Genomic DNA, 20,595 nt, shown 5'->3' with positions numbered 1-20,595 from the left:
AGGAAAGTTATGTTAAAGGAATATAGGTTTGAAGAAATAGAATTGGCAGATGATATTGAGGAATGTTTAGAAAATGCTAAGCTAGAGTTATCTAGAAAACAAATGTTATTAAAGAAAAAGAAACTGCCAGTGGTTGTTTTATTTGAAGGCTGGGGTGCTTCTGGAATTTGGACGACTTTAGGTAAGGTTATTCAAAACATGGATCCCCGTTTTTATACTGTTGAAACAATGAATAAAATTAGTGAGGATGAGACTCGAAAACCATTTTTATATCGTCACTTTATACGAATTCCAGAAAATGGAATGGCAACATTTTATGATCATGGCTGGATGAATGATATTGTAAAACAGTATATTTATCAAGATATTTCTAGAAAAGAATATGTTGCAAGAGTTCAAAGTGTCAATAATTTTGAACGATCATTAGTAGATAATGGTTATTTAGTAATTAAATTCTTCTTCCACATTTCTAAAGAAGAACAAGCTAAAAGAATGAAACGATTATTAAAGCATAAAAATACTAAATGGCGTATTAGTGATGATGATATTTGGCAAAATAAACATTATGATGAATATTTGAATCTATATAATGATTACATGAATCAAACTAATCCAGCTTATGCACCATGGTATGTTATTGATGCTACTAATAAAAAATTAGCGCAATTACAAGTATTAGAAACTTTAATGAGTTGTATTCAAAATCGTTTAGATCATGAAAAGAAAGATGCCTTGATTATTGATAATATTTATCCACTAAGGGAAACAATTAATCTTAATGAATGTGATTTAAGTTTAACAATCGATGAAGAAACATATCGTAAAGAATTAAAAAAATGTCGTAAAAAACTTAGAAAATTACATAATATTATTTATCGTAAAAAAATACCGGTTATTATTGCTTATGAAGGTTGGGACGCTGCTGGAAAAGGTGGTAATATAAAAAGAGTTACTTCTGGATTAGATCCGCGGGGTTATACAGTATATCCAATAGCTGCTCCTGATAAAAGTGAAATTAATCGACATTATCTTTGGCGTTTTTATAAACGCCTTCCAAAAGACGGTCATGTGGCTATTTATGATCGGACCTGGTATGGTCGGGTAATGGTTGAGCGGCTGGAAGGATTCTGTAGTGAAAATGATTGGCAAAGAGCTTATAATGAAATGAATGAATTTGAAAAAGAATTGTCTGATTGGGGTGCAGTAGTAATTAAATTCTGGGTACAAATTGATAAAGATACGCAATTAGCAAGATTTACAGAACGTCAAAATACACCAGAAAAACAATGGAAAATTACTGATGAAGATTGGCGTAATCGTGAAAAATGGGATTTATATGAAAATGCGGTTACTGAGATGTTACAAAAAACTAATACTGAATTTGCACCATGGTTTGTATTAGAGTCTAATGATAAAAAGTATGCTCGTATTAAAGCGATGAAAATAGTCATTGATGAAATTGAAAAGAAAATTAAAGATGTTGATTAAAAGCTAACGTAATAGTTAGCTTTTAATGATTGTTATTTTTTTATCAAAAAAATAATTACAAGATGAAGTATTTATGATAATAAATTACAAATAAATTAAAATTGCTTGATAATAAATAATCCCTTACTAAAATAATTAGTAGCAAGCGGAGGAAGAAAAGATGAGTAAATTAGATAATATTAAAGCAATTATGTGTGATGTAGATGGCACATTATTAAATAATGAAGGTATTGTAAGTCCAATGACTGTAGAAGCAATAAAAAAAGCTCGCAACAAAGGAATTTTATTTGGTTTAAGTACTGGTAGAGATGTTCACAGTGTTAAAACACTTTTAAAGACATGGGGAATTGCAGGCTTAGTAGATACTATAGTTGGTACTGGTGGAAGTGAAATCTATGATTATCAATTAAATGTTGAAAAATCAAGCTATCCTCTTGATGGTGAATTAATCAAAGATATTATGCGTCATTATGAAGGCATGGATTTAAATTTCGCTATTCCAGATCAAGGAATATTATTTTCACCTAAAGATGATGAATATATTCGTAAATTAGCAAAAGATGATCGAGTTGATTATCAAGTAGTTGATTTTGATGAGTTTTTAAGCAAACCACGTGCTAAATTAATAATAATTTGTAAACCAGAGTATATGGATACTGTTATTGAAAAAAGTAAATCTTTTTCAAATCCAAATTATAAATCAGCTTCATTAAAAACAGCTAGTATTTTATATGAATATATGGATCCACGAGTATCTAAAACTAATGGTTTAAAAGAAGTTATGAAATTACACGGTATATCTATGGCTGATTTATGTTCATTTGGTGATGCTGATAATGACTATGATATGACTTTAAACGCTGGTGTTGGTGTTGTCATGGAAAATGGTAGTGACAAAACTAAGAGTGTTGCTGATTATATTTGTGATGATAATGATAGTGATGGAATTGGTAAATTTATCGAAGAGTATATTTTATAAAAAATTTTAAAATATTATAATTAGTTTAAAAAGATAAAAACAGAAATTCGTTTGAATTTCTGTTTTTTGATTATCAAATTTAAAAAGTGTTAGTAATAGAAATTTTTTAGCTATGGATAGAGTTATTTTTATTTAAAATGCCACTAGATATTATTTCATCAACTAAAATAGCCAATTTGTGTGGCTGAATATTAAAACTGCTATTATGCCACATGTCGCAAACTCCTAAAAATCCAGAAGTAATAAATTTAAAATATATTTCATAAATTTCATCATCATTAATTTTAAATTCTTTTTTCCATGTATCGAAACAATAGATTTTTACAATTTCAATCAATTTAGATGAAAAAGAAATATCACCATGTTCACCAATTAATACCATAGTTAAATCACGATTTTCATAAATATATGAAAACAGTGGGTCTAAAAGATCCAAAGGACGATTTAATTTACAATCATTTAAAATTTTATGAAGATCTTCAATTATTTCATTTTCAAGACATTCAATCATATCATAAATATCTTTGTAATGCAGATAAAAAGTACCGCGATTTAAATCACATAAATCAGTAAGTTCTTTAACTGAAATTTGATTTATAGGCTTTTTTTTAAGTAAAGTAATTAAATTATTAGTTAAAATTTTTTTGGTTTTACGAACACTGCGATTGTTACTTGATTTGTTTACCATAATATCAACTCCTTTTTTAAAAATGTTGATTTTTCAACATTAGCTAGTAGATTGCATATTGAATATACCAATCATTACTGCATATAATTTAATTATAGTTAATAAATAAACAAGTGTCAATTTATTAACTATATGTTGATTTATAAACTTACGTTTATTAAAGGAGGTTAAAATGGATGCATTTATTGAAAAAATACTAAAGCATCGTCGTATTATAATTGTTTTTTATGTGGTTTTAGCTTTAATGAGTGCCATATTATCAACATTTGTAGCTGTAAATTATAATATTAATGATTATTTACCAGAAAGTGCAGCTTCAACGATTGCTTTGGAGACAATGGAGAATGAATTTGATAGTGATGTACCTAACGCTAGAATTATGGTTGAAGATATCTCTATTCCTGAAGCATTAGAGTTTAAAGAACAATTATTATCAGTAGATGGTGTAAATTCAGTTACGTGGTTAGACGACTCACAAGATATAACAGTTCCATTAGAAATGATGGATTCTAGTATTGTTGAAACATATTATCAAGATAACAGTGCTTTATATAGTGTTGCATTAGATACGGATAAAGCCATTACTGCCATTGATGAGATAAAAACTTTAACAACAAAAAAAATTAGTTTAACGGGTGATGCAGTTTCGACAGCCGCTGCAACTGAAGCCACGGAACCTGAAGTTAAAAAAATTGCTATAATTGCAGTAATTGTTGTCTTTATAATTTTATTTTTAACTACAACATCATGGGCAGATCCAATAATTTTTATGCTAACAATTGGAATAGCAGTTTTAATCAATCGTGGGACTAATATATTATTAGGAGAAATTAGCTTTGTTTCTAATGCTGCCGGTAGTATTTTACAGTTAGCTGTTTCTATGGACTACTCAATTTTTTTAATGGATCGTTTTGCAACCTATCGTAAAAGTGGTGATGATAGTGTTTTAGCAATGACCAAGGCTGTAAAAAACTCATTTAGTTCAATTAGTGCTTCTGCATTAACAACAATAATTGGTTTTGCAGCTTTGTTATTAATGAAATTTAAACTAGGTGTAGATTTGGGATTAGTAATGACTAAATCGATTATTATCACGATAATTGTAGTTTTTACATTTTTACCAGCAGTATCGGTACAGTTTTATAAAGTGATTGAAAAATTTGAACATCGTTCATTTATGCCAACATTTAAATATTTTTCTAAATTTGTTTTGAAAATCAGATATGTAATGGTAGTTATCTTTTTTGTTTTGGCAATTCCTTGCTATTTTATACAAAATCAAAATACTTTTTATTATGGCTCTAGCCATATATTAACAAATGGAACGGAATATTATGAAGATACTACTAAAATTGAAAGTATCTTTGGTAAATCGAATCAAATGGTTTTAATGGTACCAAAAGGCTCAACAGCGATAGAAGGACAGTTATCAGATGAATTGAATCAGCTTGATTATGTCAAGGATATTATTTCTTATGTTGATAGTGCTGGGGTATCAGTGCCTAAAGAGTATTTGGATGAAAGCTTACTAGATCAGCTTGATGGTGAAAATTACACTCGCTTTGTTTTAACGATTGACAGTGATTATGAAGGTGACCAGGCATTTGATAATGTTCAAGAAATTAAGCAGATTACTAGTGAATATTACGAAGAATATCATCTTGCTGGTGCAGTACCTTCTACTTATGATATGAAAAATGTAACAACAGCAGACATGAAACTAGTAAATGCAGTAGCTATCATAGCAGTATTTATAATCATTGTTTTAACTACTAAAACTATTTTATTACCAGCAGTATTAGTTTTAGTAATTGAAGGAGCAATTTGGGTTAATCTATCATTGCCAGCTTTAACAAATGAACCTATTTTCTATATTTCATATTTGATTATTAGTTCAATTCAATTGGGGGCTACAGTTGATTACGCTATTGCTTTTTCAGATCGATATTTAAATACTCGTAAAAAGCGCTCTAAAATATCAGCATTAGATCATGCTATTAGATATTCGACTTTACCTATTTTAACGAGTGGATCAATTTTAACAATTGTAGGTTTTATATTGGGAAAAATTTCTACTCATGGAATATTAGCTGAGTTAGGAATCTTATTGTATCGAGGAACGTTATTTAGTTTGATGTTTGTTTTACTAGCGTTACCTGGTTTTTTAACTTTATTTGATCGCTGGATTTTGAAATTTAGGTTTTCTAAAAATAGAAAGGAAGTTATTAATGATGAAAATAAGTAATAAAATATTGGTTTTAGGGCTTTGTAGCGTAGTTGCTGGTAATTGTATTATTCCGATTCAAGGAATTGAACCTTCAAGTCCTAAAGAAGAAGTTATTTATGCAAATTTAAATCAGGATGGTACTGTTGATGAAAGTTATGTAGTTAATATCGTTTATCCTCGAAATAATAAATTAATTGATTATGGAAATTATAGTCAGGTAAAAAATTTGAGTAGTACTGATAAATTGGTTTATAAAAATAATCAGGTTAAGGCAACTACTGATGAAGAAAAATTATCTTATCAAGGATATTTGGAAGATCCAAGTTTACCATGGAACTTTAAAATTAGTTATTATTTAAATGGTAAAAAAATAGCGGGCAATAAGGTTGCTGGTTGTAAAGGAAAATTAACTATAAGAATCGAAATTACTGAAAATAAAGATGTTAATGAAGTGTATTTTAATAATTATGCTTTACAAATAACAGCTAGTTTAAACAGCAATAATTGTAAAAATATTATTGCAAATGGGGCAATGATTGCTAATGCTGGTGATAATAAACAAATTACTTATACACTTTTACCTGGTAATAGTGAAACATTAGAAATTACTAGTGATGTAACAGATTTTGAAATGGGTGGAATTTCTATTAACGGAATTCGTTTAAATTTAGCGATAGATAAAAGTAATATTAATACTAGCTTGATAGATAATAAAATTGGAGAAGTACAAAGTGCTGTTAATCAATTAGATAGTGGGGCTAATGATCTAAATATTGGTGCTTCATCGTTAGATCAAGGAAGTAACGATTTAGTAAATGGCATTAATCAAATTAAAACAGCCTTAGTTACTTTGAATCAACAGTCTGATAAATTAACAAGTGGTTCAAAAGAAGTACAAGAAGCATTATCTATAATCGATAGTACATTACAAAAAATAGATATTGATGCTACAAAAATAAATCAATTAATTGATAGCACCAATCAAATTCAAACAGGTATTAGCACTTTAGTAGCCTCTTTAAATTCAATGAATCAGGCGATCGAACAATATAAAAATGCAACTGGTGGATCAATTAGTTCAGTTTATAATCAAAGTGAAGAAATGATTGCTAAGTTGGAGTCGTTAATTGCTACCGATCCAGCCAATAGTGAATTTTATAGTCAATTAATTATTTTATTAAAGGCAGGAGCTGAAAGTGAAAAAATTTTAAAGCAATTTAATAACCAGTTAAGTCCGGACATTTCAGGGAACACTGTTATTAATGGGGCTTTGACGTTAGAAGAAAACTATCGATTATTTAATCAAGAGATAATTAATTTAGCAAATGAATTAACAACGATCTTAGAGAACATGGATCAACTTAAAACAGGAATTAGTACCCTGGCTGCTAACTATGGTAATTTAAATAATGGTTTTAATAACTACACTAATGCTTTAAATCAGATTGTAGAGGGCTATGAACAAATATATACAGGATCTTTAACGCTTGCTAATGGTAGTAGTGATTTGTATCAAGGAACACAAGAATTAGTTAAAGGAACAACGGAATTTAAAAATCAGACTAATGATATTGACTCTATGGTTGATGATTCTATAAGTGAAATGTTAAGTGAATTTAGTAACGATGATTACCAGGTTGTATCTTATGTTTCTTCTAATAATAGTACTGTTTATGATATTCAGTTTGTTATTACAACACCAGCAATTGAAAAAAAGGTAGAAAAGAAGCAAACAGTTAAAGTAGAGAAAGAAAAATCTATTTTAGAAAAATTTTTAGAATTCTTTGGGTTTTAAAGTTGTATAGTTAATAATGATTTAAAATGATACGATTCAAATTAGTAAACAATAATGTTTATTAAAGAGAATCGTATTTTTAATATTTCTATAATTAAATAAAGATAATGCAACTTTACCTATTAATTTAAATAAGATAAAATTAGGTGAGGAAGGTGATTTTATGCAAATTACAGAATATTTTCCTAATTTTTATATTATAGATGATGGACATGTACGTGAATTTTTGATTATAGGATCAACTGAAGCTTTATTGATTGATACTGGTTTTGGAAATACTGATCTTAAATCTAAAATTCAAAAGATAACTAACTTGCCAGTAAAAGTTGTTCTTAGCCATGGTGATAAAGACCATAGCGGTGGTTTAAAACAATTTGATGAATGTTATGTTCATAAAAATGACATGCCTTTAATTGATGGTAATATAAAAGTTAAAGAAATCAATGAAGGTGATATTTTAGAAACTGGTGAGTATAAATTTGAAGTTATTGAGATTCCTGGACATAGTTATGGCAGTATTGCTTTTTTAGATCGTAATAAAAAACTGCTTTTACCAGGTGATAGTGTTCAAACTGGGCCGATATACATGTTTGGTCAACATCGAAATTTAGATTTATATCTTCAAAGCTTAGAAAAATTATTAACTTATCAAGATGATATTACAACGATTATACCAAGCCATCATCATTATCCATTAACTAAAGAATATATAAATTATTGTTTAGAAGATGGGCACTTGTTAAAAGAAAAACAAATAAAAGGAATAAAACATCAGACTTTACCATGTTACGAATATACTGGTAAACATGTTTCCTTTTATTATTAAATGATTAGAAGGAGGAATTTTAAAATGTTAGAAGTGGGAAGTCAAGCACCTGATTTTACATTATTAAATCAAAATGGTGAAGAAATAAGTTTAAGTCAATTCAAAGGAAAAAAAGTTATTTTATATTTTTATAGTAAAGATAATACACCTGGATGTACTAAACAGGCTTGTAACTATGCTCAAAATTATCCTGCGATAGAAGAAAATGGGGCACTAGTAATAGGGATAAGCAAGGATAGTGTTAGTGCTCATAGTAAATTTGCTCAAAAATATCAATTACCATTTATTATTTTATCTGATCCTGAAACAAAAGTATTACAAGCATATGATGTTTGGAAACTAAAAAAAATGTATGGACGTGAATTTATGGGTGTAGTAAGAACTACATATTTAATTGATGAAGAAGGGAAAATTATTAAAGCGTTTGGAAAGGTAAAAGCAGCCAGCGATGGCGATAAAATGTTAGAAGAATTAACTAATAGCAAGTAGTTTAAATTGACTCTTTTTTTAATAATAGTATTATGCTATATTACTGATTATAAAAGGAGGTTTTTTATGATTAAATTAATTGCAACTGATATGGATGGAACTTTTTTAGATTCTAATAAACAGTTTGATCCAGAATTCATTGATATATTTTATAAATTAAAAGAAAAAGGAATTAAATTTGTTATTGCTAGTGGTAATCAATATTTCCGTTTATATCAAAAGTTTTTACCATTAAGTGAACAAATGTATTTTATAGCTGAAAATGGTTGTTTTATTGCAGAAGGTTCTCGTGAATTGTATCATAATACATTATCAGTTGATTGTTTAAAAAAAATAAAAAATATTTTAAAAGAATATCTTCAATTACCAGTTATTATGTGTGGACGTAAAGGAGCTTACATTTTAGAAAAAGATAGAGATTTTGAAAATATTGTTAAAATGCATTATTGTAACTATCAATTTGTAGCTTCATATGATGAAATAGATGATGAGATTATGAAAATATCTATTAATGATCCTGAAGGTAAAATTGAAGAAAAATTAGCTTTAATTGAACCATTACTTCCTGAAGAAGTAAAAATAGTTACTGCAGGAAATGTCTGGATGGATATTCATAATAAAGAAATCAACAAAGGAATTGGGATGCGTTTTTTACAAGCTATTTATGAAATAGAACCAGATGAATGTATGGCATTTGGAGATCAAATGAATGATTATGAATTATTGCAGCAAGTTAAATATGGCTATGCAATGGAAAATGCAGTTGATCCAATTAAAGAAATTGCTTATGGATTAACAGCTTCAAATGATGAGCAAGGTGTCTTATTGAAAATTAAAGAAGTATTGGACCTAACATAGAAATTGTTAGGTCTTTTTGTTAAAATTATCTTTTATTAATAACTAAAGAAAGCTTACCAATGATTCTAAAGCCAGCTTCATTTTCTTGATTAATTACAATTGGTGAATAATCTGGATTTGCTGGTTGTAAAATGATGCAACGATTTTTGTTGTCACGATAAAACTTTTTACAGGTTGCAACATTGTCATCAATAGTAAAGCATCCAATATCACCATTTCTTAAAGTATTGATCTTTTCAAAAACAATTAAATCACCGGGATTAATATTTTCATCAATCATACTATCACCATTTGCATATTGACAAAAATATTCTTTTTGAGGTGATAGTAATGATTCAGGAAGTGAAATATATTCATCGATATTATCATCAACAAACATCCCGGTTCCACAACTGACATCATTATATAAAGGCACAACGATTGAATCAGATATTACTGGTTGATTGCTTTCTTCAAAACCTAAAAAATAAGAGGGCGAAACATCAAATATTTCAGATAATTTTTGAATTGTATCTTTTTTGAGGTTGGAAACGCGATTGTTTTCATATTTAGCAATGGCTGATTTTTTAACACCAAGCAGGTTACCAAGCTGTTCTTGAGTTAACCCTTTTTCTTTTCGTAATTTTTTGATTCTTTCACCAGTCATACTGTCACCTCCTTGTGTCTTAATTTTACTATTTTTTAATTAATTAAGCAATAGATATTTATAAAGTGTCTTAAAAAGATATTTTTTATTGACAAAGTCGAAAAATGGCGATATATTAAAAGTGTCTAATAAAGACACAAATAAAATATAATTAATAATAAAGATGAATAAATAGATACTTTTTATGGTAGTGTAAAGAATTTATGAAAAATTAATATCGAACTGAAAATTTTTGTACTTTTTTACACGAATCCGCAAAAATAAAAAGAGTAAAATCCAGTTTTGAAAAATCGTAAATCGTAAGACTGGAAAAATGATAAAAAAAGCCCTAAAAAAGGGCGCAATGAGGGTATCGGGTCTCACAGTAATTTTTAAACAATGCTAATTAATGTGATATTGTGAACTTAATTCAATCAGTTTTAACCATCGTTCCGGCATAAGCATCGAATCATCAAAAAGCTCATCATCTACAGGTGTTTTAAAGTCTAATGATGAATGCTGTCTTAGAAAATTAAAGAAGCATACAAACAGAACCATATAACTGTTGGCGCATTCGAGTCTGTCATAACCATTTGTACCGTAGTAATTCTGTTTGTATGTTCTATTAAGACGTTCTTCGATCTGTTTGAAAGGACGATATTTCTTGGACTCTTCATCTTTGTTTTTAACACCAATTACCTGATGCAGATCAAAATAAATATCGTTTATTTCAAAGAAAACCTGAGCTGCATTATAAATAGGATTGCCATCTGTAATCAAAGTCAGGTCATCGGGTATTTTCTGATATTTGCTGAGACAGTCGTTTATTGACCGACATGCACATAGCGTATCTCTAACCGGATATATCTTATAGGAAGTGATGATCTTATTTACAGGGTCGGACCAGAAGAAAACATAGTTATCTTTGCCTCTGACCTTGATATATGTTTCATCACCGGAAAGGGTATTACCGATTTTATAAGGATATTTATCGATAAGCGGTTTTATGACAGCAGAAACAGAACCGGCATAATTAATGACAGTCTGATGGGAAATACGCAAACCATGGACCTGTTTAAGGATCAAAGCAGTTTTTCTGGAAGACAGCCCATAGTTGACATAATAGGTCAAAACAAGGCCCAGAACTTTCTGATCATAATGGATACGTGATAAATTAACAGGACCGGAAACAGTATCATCGACCTTGCGTAAAGTTTCCAGATCGAACTTGAATTCACGGTAATGATAGTGAAGAAGATACTGGCCGCTGGATGTTTTCAGGTGTTCAGCCTTACCTTCGCTTAAAAGTTTTTTGTTGGCTTTGTAATGTTCGCATTTTTTGCTGGAACATGCAAAAACAAGAAAACCTTTGCGGTCATGTTTTAAGACAAGCTTAGTATTACAGTAAGGGCAGTAAATCCCGGATGCACCTGAAGGAGAAGTTTTAATAGTAAAGGTATTTTTACAGGCTTTGCACTGGAACTGGCCTTTACCGCTGTTATTGTCATAGATATATTCTTTTGGAGCGCCACAAAAAGGACAAACGCCCATAAAAGAAAAAGAATCGGGATTTCTGCGTTTGACCGGTTTTAAAGGATTGCCACTGTTAAAAGAATCGTTCAAAATAGACAGGAAATCGAGCTGAACAGGTAGATTCTTTTTAAACAGCGGAGGTTTATCGACAGTAAAATCAGCATAAGGGATAGTAGTATCCTTAGATTTATGATTTTTAAGTTTGCTTACTTCCTTTATAAGAAGATTATTGATATTATTTTTAAAATAATCATTCAGCCAGTCGATATGTTTAAAAGCCTGCTGAAGATTAAAGATAAAGTCATCATTGTTCAATTCATAAGAGATATCAGAAGGAAGCTTCTTAAGGAGAAGCAAAGGTTCGATAAATTGAGAGAATTTAAAAGATTGTTTAGAAAAAGAATTTATAGATTGTAAAATTTGTGTTATACTTTCCATGATGAAGAAACCGTCCTTTCGTAGTTTTTGTGGAGAAAACAAGTATAGCACGGAATCTTCATCTTTTTTAGTAAAATCGTAAAAAAGATGATCAAAAAGATATAATCAGTGATCATTTTTACTGTTTATATATACAAATTGATATAGGAGTGTATTTGTATCGCTTAACCGATTTTTGACACTACCCTTTTTATTGGGAGGTAAAGGATATGAATAAAAAAGAAGTTAATTTTAGTGGTAGAGGTATTATTACAATTGTTAGTGGAATTGTTATTTTAGGTTCAACAATTGCAGGATTAAGTGGATATTTATTGGATTTAATCATGTTATAATTCACATACTATATATGAGGTGATGTGATTTTGATAAAAAAGGATTCTAAAGTTAAGAATCAAGATGAACTTGATTATGAAAATCATATTGTAGAATATGATAAACAATATTTAGACAATTCAAATGCTCAAGAGTAAAAATCAGCAATAGCTGATTTTTTTTTAATAATTAATAAGTTTTATAATTATTATATATTAGGAGATAAAAAATGATCAATTTTCGATATGCTACAATTAGTGATTTAGATTTTTTAGTTGAACTTAGAATTCGTGATTTAAAAATGTTTTCAAATCAAAATATCAACCAAGATACAATTAATAATATTAAAAAATTTTATCAAAATGGTATAAAAAGTCAGACCTGTTTTACATTATTAGGATTTGATAATGATAATTTTGTCGCATCTGGAACTTTGTATCTGTATAATATAATGCCATCAAATGAAAATCCTTTAGGTAGGGTAGGACAGTTAACCAATATTTGGGTAAAAGAAGAATATCGTCATCAAGGGATAGCCACAAAAGTTGTAAAAGAACTAATTGCATTAAAGAAAGATGAGTGCGGCATGGTTTGCTTAAATTCGTCTCATGAAGCTAAATCGTTATATCAAAAAATAGGGTTTAAAACAAAAGAAAATTACATGGTAATGATGCTTTAGAATTTTTATCTAAATTATAGGCGAGTTTCTAAGATGATTTGTAAACGTTTACACGATATATTATAATAAATATATAAATTTCTATTATATGTGGGGTGATGATATGGATGAATTTTTGCAAGAAATTAATGCAACAGTATATATCAAATGGATATTGTTGCAAAACGGTAAGGATGGTTTAGTGATAAAAGCCGATCTTCATGATAATAATACAATTATCATTGAAAATGATGTAGTAACTGGGAAGATTATTTTTTATGGTAATGCTATTTTTGAAGAAGAATTAACCGATCGTCAAACTAACGATAAGATTTTTTATTTACATTTTCAATTGACTTATTTAAATCATGCGGTGGAATTATTTAAAGAAATGATAAATTGTGCTAAAGAAGTAACCAATCGGCCATCAGTACAAGTACTTTTATGTTGTAGTGGTGGATTAACGACAACTTTGTTTGCTTACCGTATGCAAGAATTAGCTAAACTTGAAAATTTGCCATATGAAATAGAAGCTACTGGTTATTCACGTTTATTTGAAATAGCTAATGAGTATGACATTATTTTACTAGCACCTCAAGTAGGTTATATGTTACCTCAAGCTAAAAGGAGGTTACCATGTAAAGAAGTCTTAGTAATTCCGGCAAAAGTGTTTGCAACAAATGATTTTTCAGGAGCTTTAAAATTAGTTTCTAACTGGTATCAAAATAAGGAGGAAATGCCAAATGAACATGAGTGATACTAAAACTTTGAGGCAAAAAAATCGCGATAAAATTTTAGCAGCTTTTATGGAACATGAATTATGTACTAAAAATCAGCTTGCCTTAGCAACCGGCTTAAGTTTGACAACAGTAAGTAGTATTTTAAACGAATTATTAAAAAGTAGTGAAGTATTGTTTGAAGATATGGAAAATCCTATAAGTAAAGAAATCATGCCATATTATTATTTAAATAATGATTTTTCAAGATTTTTATCAATTTCAATCAATAAAGAATATCGTCGCGTCCATTTAATATATCGAGTTTATAATTTATCTGATGAAGTTATTTATAGTGATGAAGTAATTAAAAAAATTGTTAAAATTAATGACATTTATGATATTATTAATATTGTTAATTCAAAATTTGATAATATTAAAGTTATTGGAGTAAGTGTACCGGGAATAATTAATGATGGTAAAGTAACTTCTACGGGATTGATTAATTTTAATGATATAGAATTATATTCCTTATTAAAAAATAAATATAGTCAAAAAATTGTTTTAGGCAATGATGTAAATACTGCAGCAATTGGTTTTTATTTAACTGAAAAAAACTATGAAAATGTATGTTTGCTGTATCAACCTGGAGAAGGATATGGTGGTGTAGGAACTGTAATAAATGGTCAATTAATAACCGGTAAAACTAATTGTGCTGGTGAGATTCAATATTTGCCATTAAGCAATGAAGATCAATTAAAATTATTACAAACTCCTCATGGTACCATTGAATTATTGAGCAAGATAGTTGTTTGTTTAACGGCAATAGTTAATCCTGAAATTGTTGCTATTAGTTGTACTAATTTAGAAAAAGCTAGTGATCTTGATGAGACGCTTGAATCTATGGTGCCAGCTAAGTATTTACCAAAAATAAAAAAAGTAACCAATTTAAATGATTATATCTTAGTAGGGTTACAATTTATTTGTAAAGAAGTGTTAAAAAATAATTTTATTAATAAAAAAATAACTTAATATTACAAGTATCTTTGAAAAAAGGTACTTTTTCTGTTTATAATAGAAAGAGGTGGTAATATGTTAGAGAAAGATATTGAATTATTGATTATGTGTTTAAAAGAGTATATTAAAGATATTGATGGTGAAAAGTTTAAAGAGATTTTTTTAGGATATGTAGAGTATATGGCTCGAAATTATGGTCAGGATTGTATTCTTGATGAATATGATATGATGATGAATATGGTAAATAATTTTGCTGAAAAACATCAGCTTGACCTTAATACACTAACACCGTTTAAACGTAATGTTTTATATCATTGGATTAGAGATAATTATGATGAAAAAGATATTTTGGATTTATATTATTTTAATGAAGAAATTAATGCTTTAGAATGTTTTATTGATACTGTAAATAGTAAGTATCAATAAGGGGTTGCAAAAATAGTTTAATTTATTATTATTATATTGAAATGAGGTGAAAGGATGTATAGATTTTCTTGCTAAAAAATTTAATCAACAGTGCTTTGTACTGTTTTTGCATGCAAGAAAATATATCCTTTAATATTATTTATATCTTTAATACGATTTTTTGTGCTACAAGAATATATTTTCTTGTAGCAATTTTTATTAGGAGGGATATAAATGGCATTATTGGAAGTAAAAAATTTAACTTTTCGTTATGATAATCAAATCGAAAATGTTTTTAATGATGTTAGTTTTAAAATTGATACTAATTGGAAATTAGGTTTAATTGGTCGTAATGGAAAAGGTAAGACGACTTTATTAGATTTATTGATGGCTAAATATCCATATCAAGGCTATATAACATCGGGTTATTATTTTGATTATTTTCCATATCCAGTAAATGATCCTAGTCAAACTACAATGGCTATTATTGATGATATTTTAGGTGAATATCAGCTTTGGGAATTAGAAAGAGAATTATCATTATTGGAAGTTGATGAAGATGTTTTGGAACGACCATTTAATACATTATCTAATGGTGAGCAAACTAAAGTAATGTTAGCGGCATTATTTTTAAAACCACATGACTTATTATTAATAGATGAGCCTACTAATCATTTAGATTTACATGGTCGAAAATTACTAAGTAATTATTTAAAAAGAAAAAGAAGTTTTATTTTAGTTAGTCATGATCGTAATTTCATTGATAACTGTGTTGACCATATTTTAGCTTTGAATCGTGAAAGCATTGAAGTAATAAATGGTAATTTTACAACCTGGTATGAACAAAAACAAAATCAGGATAATCTAGAAGTTAAAAAGAATGAGAAACTAAAAAAAGATATTAAAAGATTACAAAAAGCAGCTAAGCAAAGTAGTATCTGGTCAGATAAAGTTGAAAAGAGTAAAAATGTTAAGGTAGCAGGACTTAAACCTGATAAAGGATATGTTGGACACAAGGCAGCGAAAATGATGCAGCGTTCTAAAAACTTACAACGTCGTCAAAACGATGCGATTGCTCAAAAAAAAGAATTATTGAAAGATGTTGAAACTGTTGAATCATTAAAGATGATGCCACTAACGTATTCTAAAAAAACGCTAGTTTCTTTTAATGATGTAAAAATCTTCTATGATGATAAAGTGATTGTAGAAAATGTTAATTTTACAATTAACCAAGGGGATCGTTTAAATTTAGTGGGAAGAAATGGTTCTGGGAAAAGTAGTATTATTAAGCTGATTATGAATCAAAAAATAGATTATCAAGGACAGGTTATAATTGGTTCAAATTTAAAAATTGCTTATCTATCACAAACTGATGATCATTTACAAGGTAGATTAGATGATTTTATTGATAAACAACAGCTTGATCAAAGTTTATTTAAAGCTATATTGCGTAAATTGGATTTTTCACGTGATTTATTTAATCAGAATATTGAAACATTTAGTAAGGGACAAAAAAAGAAAGTAATGCTAGCAGCATGTTTATGTACACCTGCTCATTTATATATTTTTGATGAACCGTTAAATTACATTGATATTTTTACAAGAATCCAGATTCAAGAGGTTATTTTAAAATATCAGCCAACTATATTATTTGTTGAACATGATCAGTATTTTTGTAATCAAATAAAAACAAAAAGTATCAATTTATAAAAAAAGAATTATGGTTTACTCTGCCATAATTCTTTTTGCTATATAGAACATTCCGATAACTTCTTTATCATTCTACTATCTACGCATCTATCTAATAATTTTATTGCTTAACCTACTATTTTATTTTTAGTTATCGAAATATTCTTTAAAAAAGGATTCGTTCTAAATTTGAATTGATTTCCATCCATCATTATTTTAATATCACGATTATTTGGTATTTTTAGAAAACAATTTAAATTATTAATGAATAATTATATTGGAAACTGTTTTTAGACGAATTCTATGAAATCTCTTCAAGTTCAAATCCATTTTTTCTAATCATTTCTCATTTTAATTTTTAAAATTTACTTAACTAATATTCACTTCATCTATTCTAATCATCACTTTTGATAATCAATTTAGCATTTAATCTTTTAACAATTACTACTTTTTAATTAACACTTTTATTTATTTTGCTTATCGATGAACTTTTTCACATCTACTATTCTAATTTTTTAATAATCTTTTTTAACTAATATAACTTTTGATCAATTTTATCTTTGTTAATTAATTATTTATCAGACTTTTTTCTAATCAACTTTTTAATTATTTATAGAATCATCATTTTGAACAGGTAAATTTTTATTTTTTATTGATTATTTAATACTGTCTTTTTTAATTAATTTAACTTTTGATAAATTATTAATCTTTGTTAATTATTTTTTATAAGATTATTTTAATTAGCTTAGTTTTTTATGAACTTTTCCATCTTCGCTAATTTAATTTATCTTTGATGATTATTTAGTTTTCAATGAACTTTTGTTAATTATTTCTTTTTATTATTATCGTTTGAAATAATTAGTTTTAGGATTTGTTTTTAGAACTCTTCCTTTTATCTACTTCAAATATATATTAAAAAGATGCGTTATGCAAGCATCTTTCAAATGTTGTTGTTTTTATTTATTTTTACTAGTTTTGTAGTATAATTAGACTTAGGGAGCCGAAAAATTTTGAAAGAGAAGGGATTATCTATGAAGAAAATATTTAAGATATTTCTTGTATGTATGATGATTTTAACTGTTACAGCTTGTAGTGGTGGAAATGAGTCTAGTGATACTGCAACAAAAATAAAATGGAATAAAGAAAATAAATTTGCTGATTTGATTTCTTTTAAAATTGAAGCAATTGATCAAACTAAAATGATTACTCCAGATGTAATTGGAACTTTATATACTTATTTTGAACCTGCTGATTCAAAAAATGTACTTTTGGATTTAACGATGTGGATTACTAATGTTACAGATTCAAACTTAAAGTTAAATGATGAAATAGAAGCTATTTTTACGATTGATAATACTGAATATGTGGCTTCATTATTAGCCTCAAAAGATAATGGTGGATCACTTACTAGTGATGTATCTTTAGAAGCTAATACTGCTAATAAGGTTCATTATTATGTTGAAGTGGATCCTGAAAAATTAGATCAAAAAATAGAGTTTAGTTTAAATACAAAAGTAGAAGAAGATTCTGATGAAAATAAAAAATCAGCGACATTAGATTTTGAATTAAAAGATGCAAAAGAAAATTATGAAGCTAAAAATCTTAATGATGTGATTACTTTTGATGGATATAGTGAAATGACTTTGCAAGCTGCTAATATTGCTAAAGAAGTAGCTCCAGCGAGTCCGGTGGGATTATATACATATTATAAAGTAAATGATGAAAATAATAGTTTTGTTGATTTTACAACAGTTGTAAAAAACATTAGTGGTAGTGATATTATGGCTTCAAATATTGCCACTGTAAATTTATTGGATGTTAATAATAATCCATATCCTGCGACAGTTGTTTATGAAAAAGATGATCATAGTAATTTAGAAGCAGCTTCTTCATTGACACTAAAAAATGATCAAAGTGCAATTATTCACTATATTTTTGAAGTTGGTGATGATGTAGTAAATGAGGCTAAATCAATTAGAATTTCTAGACAAGGAAAAGTATATATAATAAATATTTAAAAAAATCTAGTTAATACTAGATTTTTTAAATCACAAATTTAATTAGTTATTAGTAGGAGGGAAACTATGGCTGAAAAGAGAGGATTAATGACAGAGGGAAGCATTGCTAAACAACTAATATTATTTGCGATTCCTCTATTGATAGGAAATATGTTTCAACAGCTTTACAATACAGTTGATAGTATTGTAGTTGGTAATTATATCGGTGATCAGGCTTTGGCGGCAGTTAATTCTAGCGGGCCTATTATTGATATGTTAGTAAGTTTTTTTACTGGATTATCATTAGGAGCAAGTGTGTTGATTTCTAATTATTATGGTGCTAGGGAAGATAAAGGGGTATTTTGTAGTGTTCATACTGCGATTGCTTTAGGTATTGCTTCTAGTATTTTTGCCACGATTGTGGGAGTTGTTTTTACACCAATGATTTTAAGTTTGGTAAAAGTAGATGTTGCAGTAATTGATCAAAGTATTACATATTTGAGAATTTATTTTTTAGGAGTATCCGGGTTAATAATTTATAATATGGTAAGTGGAATTCTAAGAGCTGTTGGAGATTCTAAACACCCATTATATTTTTTAATTGTATCATCATTTATTAATATTGTATTAGATTTATTATTTGTTGTTGTTTTTAAAATGGGGATTGCTGGAGTAGCAATCGCAACTTCAATTGCTCAAGTAGCTAGTGCATTATTGTCAATCTATGTTTTAGTAACTAGTAAAGAATCATATCGGTTAGAAATATCTAAAATAAAATTTTATTATGAAGATTTAAGAAAGACAATTAAAATAGGAATGCCTAGTGCAATGCAAAATGCAGTTGTTTCTTTTTCTAACATTATTATGCAAACAAATATTAATGTATTTGGTGCATATGCAATGGCTGGAAATGGTTCATATACTAAAATTGATGGTTTTGCAATTTTGCCGGTTATCAGTTTATCAATGGCATTAACAACTTTTGTGGGTCAAAATAAAGGTGCTAGAAATTATGATAGAATTAAACAAGGGGCTAAAATAGGGACTTTAATTAGTTGTGGGACAATTCTTGTATTGAGTGTATTAGTTGTTTTTTCAGCACCATATTTATTACAGATCTTTTCATCAAATCCTAAAGTTATTGAATATGGTTTAATAATGATGCGCTGTTTAGCACCTGGATATTTATTTTTAACACTTTCACAGGTCATTTGTGGTATTTTAAGAGGAGTAGGAAAGACAAACATCCCTATGGTTGTTTTAATAGGGTGCTGGTGTGTTTTTAGAGTTATCTGGGTTATGATAACTACTAACTTATTCCATAATATAGTCTTTGTTGATCTTGGCTGGCCTGTTTCATGGGTGTTAAGTACTACGATTTTAATTATTTATTATTATAAAGCTAATTGGTTGGAAGAATAGCGGTTTTTAAATCGCTATTTTTTATATTTTTATATTGAAAAGTAGAATTTTGGAATATAAATAAATTTTTTAGCACTTGGGTTGACAAAGTGCTAAAAAGTATTATAATAATTTTAGCACTAAGATATGGCAAGTGCTAAAGATAAAAGGAGTGATTAACATGATTAAGCCATTACATGATAATGTTATTTTAAAAAAAGAAGAAGTAGAAAATAAAACATCTAGTGGAATTATTTTAACAACTGAAACTAAAAAGGAACCAGGTGTTGCTAAAGTTGTTGCATTAGGTCCTGATTGTAAAGCTGATATTAAAGTAAATGATAAAGTTGTATATAAAGAATATTCAGGAACTAATATTAAAGTTGATGATGTAGAATATATTGTAATTGAAGAAAAGGATATTTTAGCTTGTATAGCTTAAGGAGGTAATTTA

Annotated in this window: 19 protein-coding genes; 16 read left to right on the top strand and 3 right to left on the bottom strand. The window is 28.1% G+C overall.

The window, feature by feature from the left end; translation table 11 throughout:
* The first annotated feature begins 9 nt into the window (after window positions 1-9).
* Complete coding sequence (gene pap, locus ABGT36_RS10980; protein ID WP_346677957.1) at window positions 10-1,488, top strand: polyphosphate:AMP phosphotransferase; 1,479 nt, start codon at window positions 10-12, stop codon at window positions 1,486-1,488.
* Window positions 1,489-1,648: 160 nt separating this feature from the next.
* Complete coding sequence (locus tag ABGT36_RS10975; RefSeq protein WP_300629471.1) at window positions 1,649-2,467, top strand: Cof-type HAD-IIB family hydrolase; 819 nt, start codon at window positions 1,649-1,651, stop codon at window positions 2,465-2,467.
* A gap of 106 nt (window positions 2,468-2,573) precedes the next feature.
* On the opposite strand, the gene ABGT36_RS10970 is transcribed toward ABGT36_RS10975, so the two are convergent.
* A complete protein-coding gene (locus ABGT36_RS10970) occupies window positions 2,574-3,155 on the bottom strand; it encodes a TetR/AcrR family transcriptional regulator (protein ID WP_300629473.1) in 582 nt (193 codons plus the stop codon).
* Window positions 3,156-3,327: 172 nt separating this feature from the next.
* Between ABGT36_RS10970 and ABGT36_RS10965 the strand changes: the two genes are divergently transcribed.
* The 5 genes from ABGT36_RS10965 (at window position 3,328) to ABGT36_RS10945 (ending at window position 9,350) form a co-directional block, all read left to right on the top strand.
* The gene (locus ABGT36_RS10965) at window positions 3,328-5,400 is read left to right on the top strand and encodes an MMPL family transporter (RefSeq protein WP_346677955.1); all 2,073 of its coding nucleotides are present in this window, start codon (window positions 3,328-3,330) and stop codon (window positions 5,398-5,400) included.
* Window positions 5,384-7,177 carry a hypothetical protein gene (locus ABGT36_RS10960; RefSeq protein ID WP_346677953.1) on the top strand — a complete coding sequence of 598 codons (1,794 nt, stop codon included), beginning with the start codon at window positions 5,384-5,386 and terminating at the stop codon, window positions 7,175-7,177. The genes ABGT36_RS10965 and ABGT36_RS10960 overlap by 17 nt, the downstream gene beginning before the upstream one ends.
* 163 nt (window positions 7,178-7,340) lie before the next feature.
* Complete coding sequence (locus ABGT36_RS10955; RefSeq protein WP_346677951.1) at window positions 7,341-8,003, top strand: MBL fold metallo-hydrolase; 663 nt, start codon at window positions 7,341-7,343, stop codon at window positions 8,001-8,003.
* A 24-nt stretch (window positions 8,004-8,027) separates the two neighbouring features.
* A complete protein-coding gene (gene bcp, locus ABGT36_RS10950) occupies window positions 8,028-8,492 on the top strand; it encodes a thioredoxin-dependent thiol peroxidase (protein ID WP_087372617.1) in 465 nt (154 codons plus the stop codon).
* 66 nt (window positions 8,493-8,558) lie between these two features.
* On the top strand, window positions 8,559-9,350 hold the full coding sequence (locus ABGT36_RS10945) for an HAD family hydrolase (RefSeq protein WP_346677949.1): 792 nt from the start codon (window positions 8,559-8,561) through the stop codon (window positions 9,348-9,350).
* A 25-nt stretch (window positions 9,351-9,375) separates the two neighbouring features.
* On the opposite strand, the gene ABGT36_RS10940 is transcribed toward ABGT36_RS10945, so the two are convergent.
* Both ABGT36_RS10940 and ABGT36_RS10935 read right to left on the bottom strand, forming a co-directional pair.
* The gene (locus ABGT36_RS10940) at window positions 9,376-9,996 is read right to left on the bottom strand and encodes a LexA family transcriptional regulator (protein ID WP_087302055.1); all 621 of its coding nucleotides are present in this window, start codon (window positions 9,994-9,996) and stop codon (window positions 9,376-9,378) included.
* Between the two features lie 381 nt (window positions 9,997-10,377).
* Complete coding sequence (locus ABGT36_RS10935; protein ID WP_346676437.1) at window positions 10,378-11,946, bottom strand: DDE-type integrase/transposase/recombinase; 1,569 nt, start codon at window positions 11,944-11,946, stop codon at window positions 10,378-10,380.
* Between the two features lie 209 nt (window positions 11,947-12,155).
* Here ABGT36_RS10935 and ABGT36_RS10930 point away from each other — a divergent pair, with 209 nt between their 5' ends.
* From ABGT36_RS10930 to ABGT36_RS10890, 9 genes are all read left to right on the top strand, one after another.
* Entirely contained in the window at window positions 12,156-12,278 is a 123-nt protein-coding gene (locus tag ABGT36_RS10930; protein WP_255375594.1) for a hypothetical protein, read from the top strand.
* Between the two features lie 209 nt (window positions 12,279-12,487).
* Window positions 12,488-12,937: a GNAT family N-acetyltransferase gene (locus tag ABGT36_RS10925; protein WP_308698690.1), complete on the top strand. Its 450-nt coding sequence runs from the start codon at window positions 12,488-12,490 to the stop codon at window positions 12,935-12,937.
* A 103-nt stretch (window positions 12,938-13,040) separates the two neighbouring features.
* A complete protein-coding gene (locus ABGT36_RS10920; protein ID WP_087302059.1) occupies window positions 13,041-13,673 on the top strand; it encodes a PTS sugar transporter subunit IIB in 633 nt (210 codons plus the stop codon).
* The gene (locus ABGT36_RS10915) at window positions 13,660-14,664 is read left to right on the top strand and encodes an ROK family transcriptional regulator (RefSeq protein WP_346677946.1); all 1,005 of its coding nucleotides are present in this window, start codon (window positions 13,660-13,662) and stop codon (window positions 14,662-14,664) included. The genes ABGT36_RS10920 and ABGT36_RS10915 overlap by 14 nt, the downstream gene beginning before the upstream one ends.
* Window positions 14,665-14,724: 60 nt before the next feature.
* A complete protein-coding gene (locus ABGT36_RS10910; protein WP_087372608.1) occupies window positions 14,725-15,075 on the top strand; it encodes a hypothetical protein in 351 nt (116 codons plus the stop codon).
* A 213-nt stretch (window positions 15,076-15,288) separates the two neighbouring features.
* Entirely contained in the window at window positions 15,289-16,764 is a 1,476-nt protein-coding gene (abc-f, locus tag ABGT36_RS10905; RefSeq protein WP_296883532.1) for a ribosomal protection-like ABC-F family protein, read from the top strand.
* Window positions 16,765-17,774: 1,010 nt separating this feature from the next.
* Window positions 17,775-18,761 (top strand): hypothetical protein, encoded by a 987-nt coding sequence (locus ABGT36_RS10900; RefSeq protein WP_346677943.1) that lies wholly within the window; start codon window positions 17,775-17,777, stop codon window positions 18,759-18,761.
* A gap of 66 nt (window positions 18,762-18,827) precedes the next feature.
* The gene (locus ABGT36_RS10895) at window positions 18,828-20,162 is read left to right on the top strand and encodes an MATE family efflux transporter (RefSeq protein WP_300080191.1); all 1,335 of its coding nucleotides are present in this window, start codon (window positions 18,828-18,830) and stop codon (window positions 20,160-20,162) included.
* A 160-nt stretch (window positions 20,163-20,322) separates the two neighbouring features.
* Window positions 20,323-20,583, top strand: a complete 261-nt coding sequence (locus ABGT36_RS10890) for a co-chaperone GroES (protein ID WP_087302070.1) — start codon at window positions 20,323-20,325, stop codon at window positions 20,581-20,583.
* The last annotated feature ends 12 nt before the right edge of the window (window positions 20,584-20,595 follow it).

This window comes from Erysipelatoclostridium sp. An173, from assembly GCF_963931465.1.
Classification (GTDB): Bacteria; Bacillota_I; Bacilli_A; order Erysipelotrichales; family Coprobacillaceae; genus Thomasclavelia; species Thomasclavelia merdavium.
Note: the sequence above shows the minus strand (reverse complement) of the source record. Positions and strands in the feature narration are given on the sequence as shown.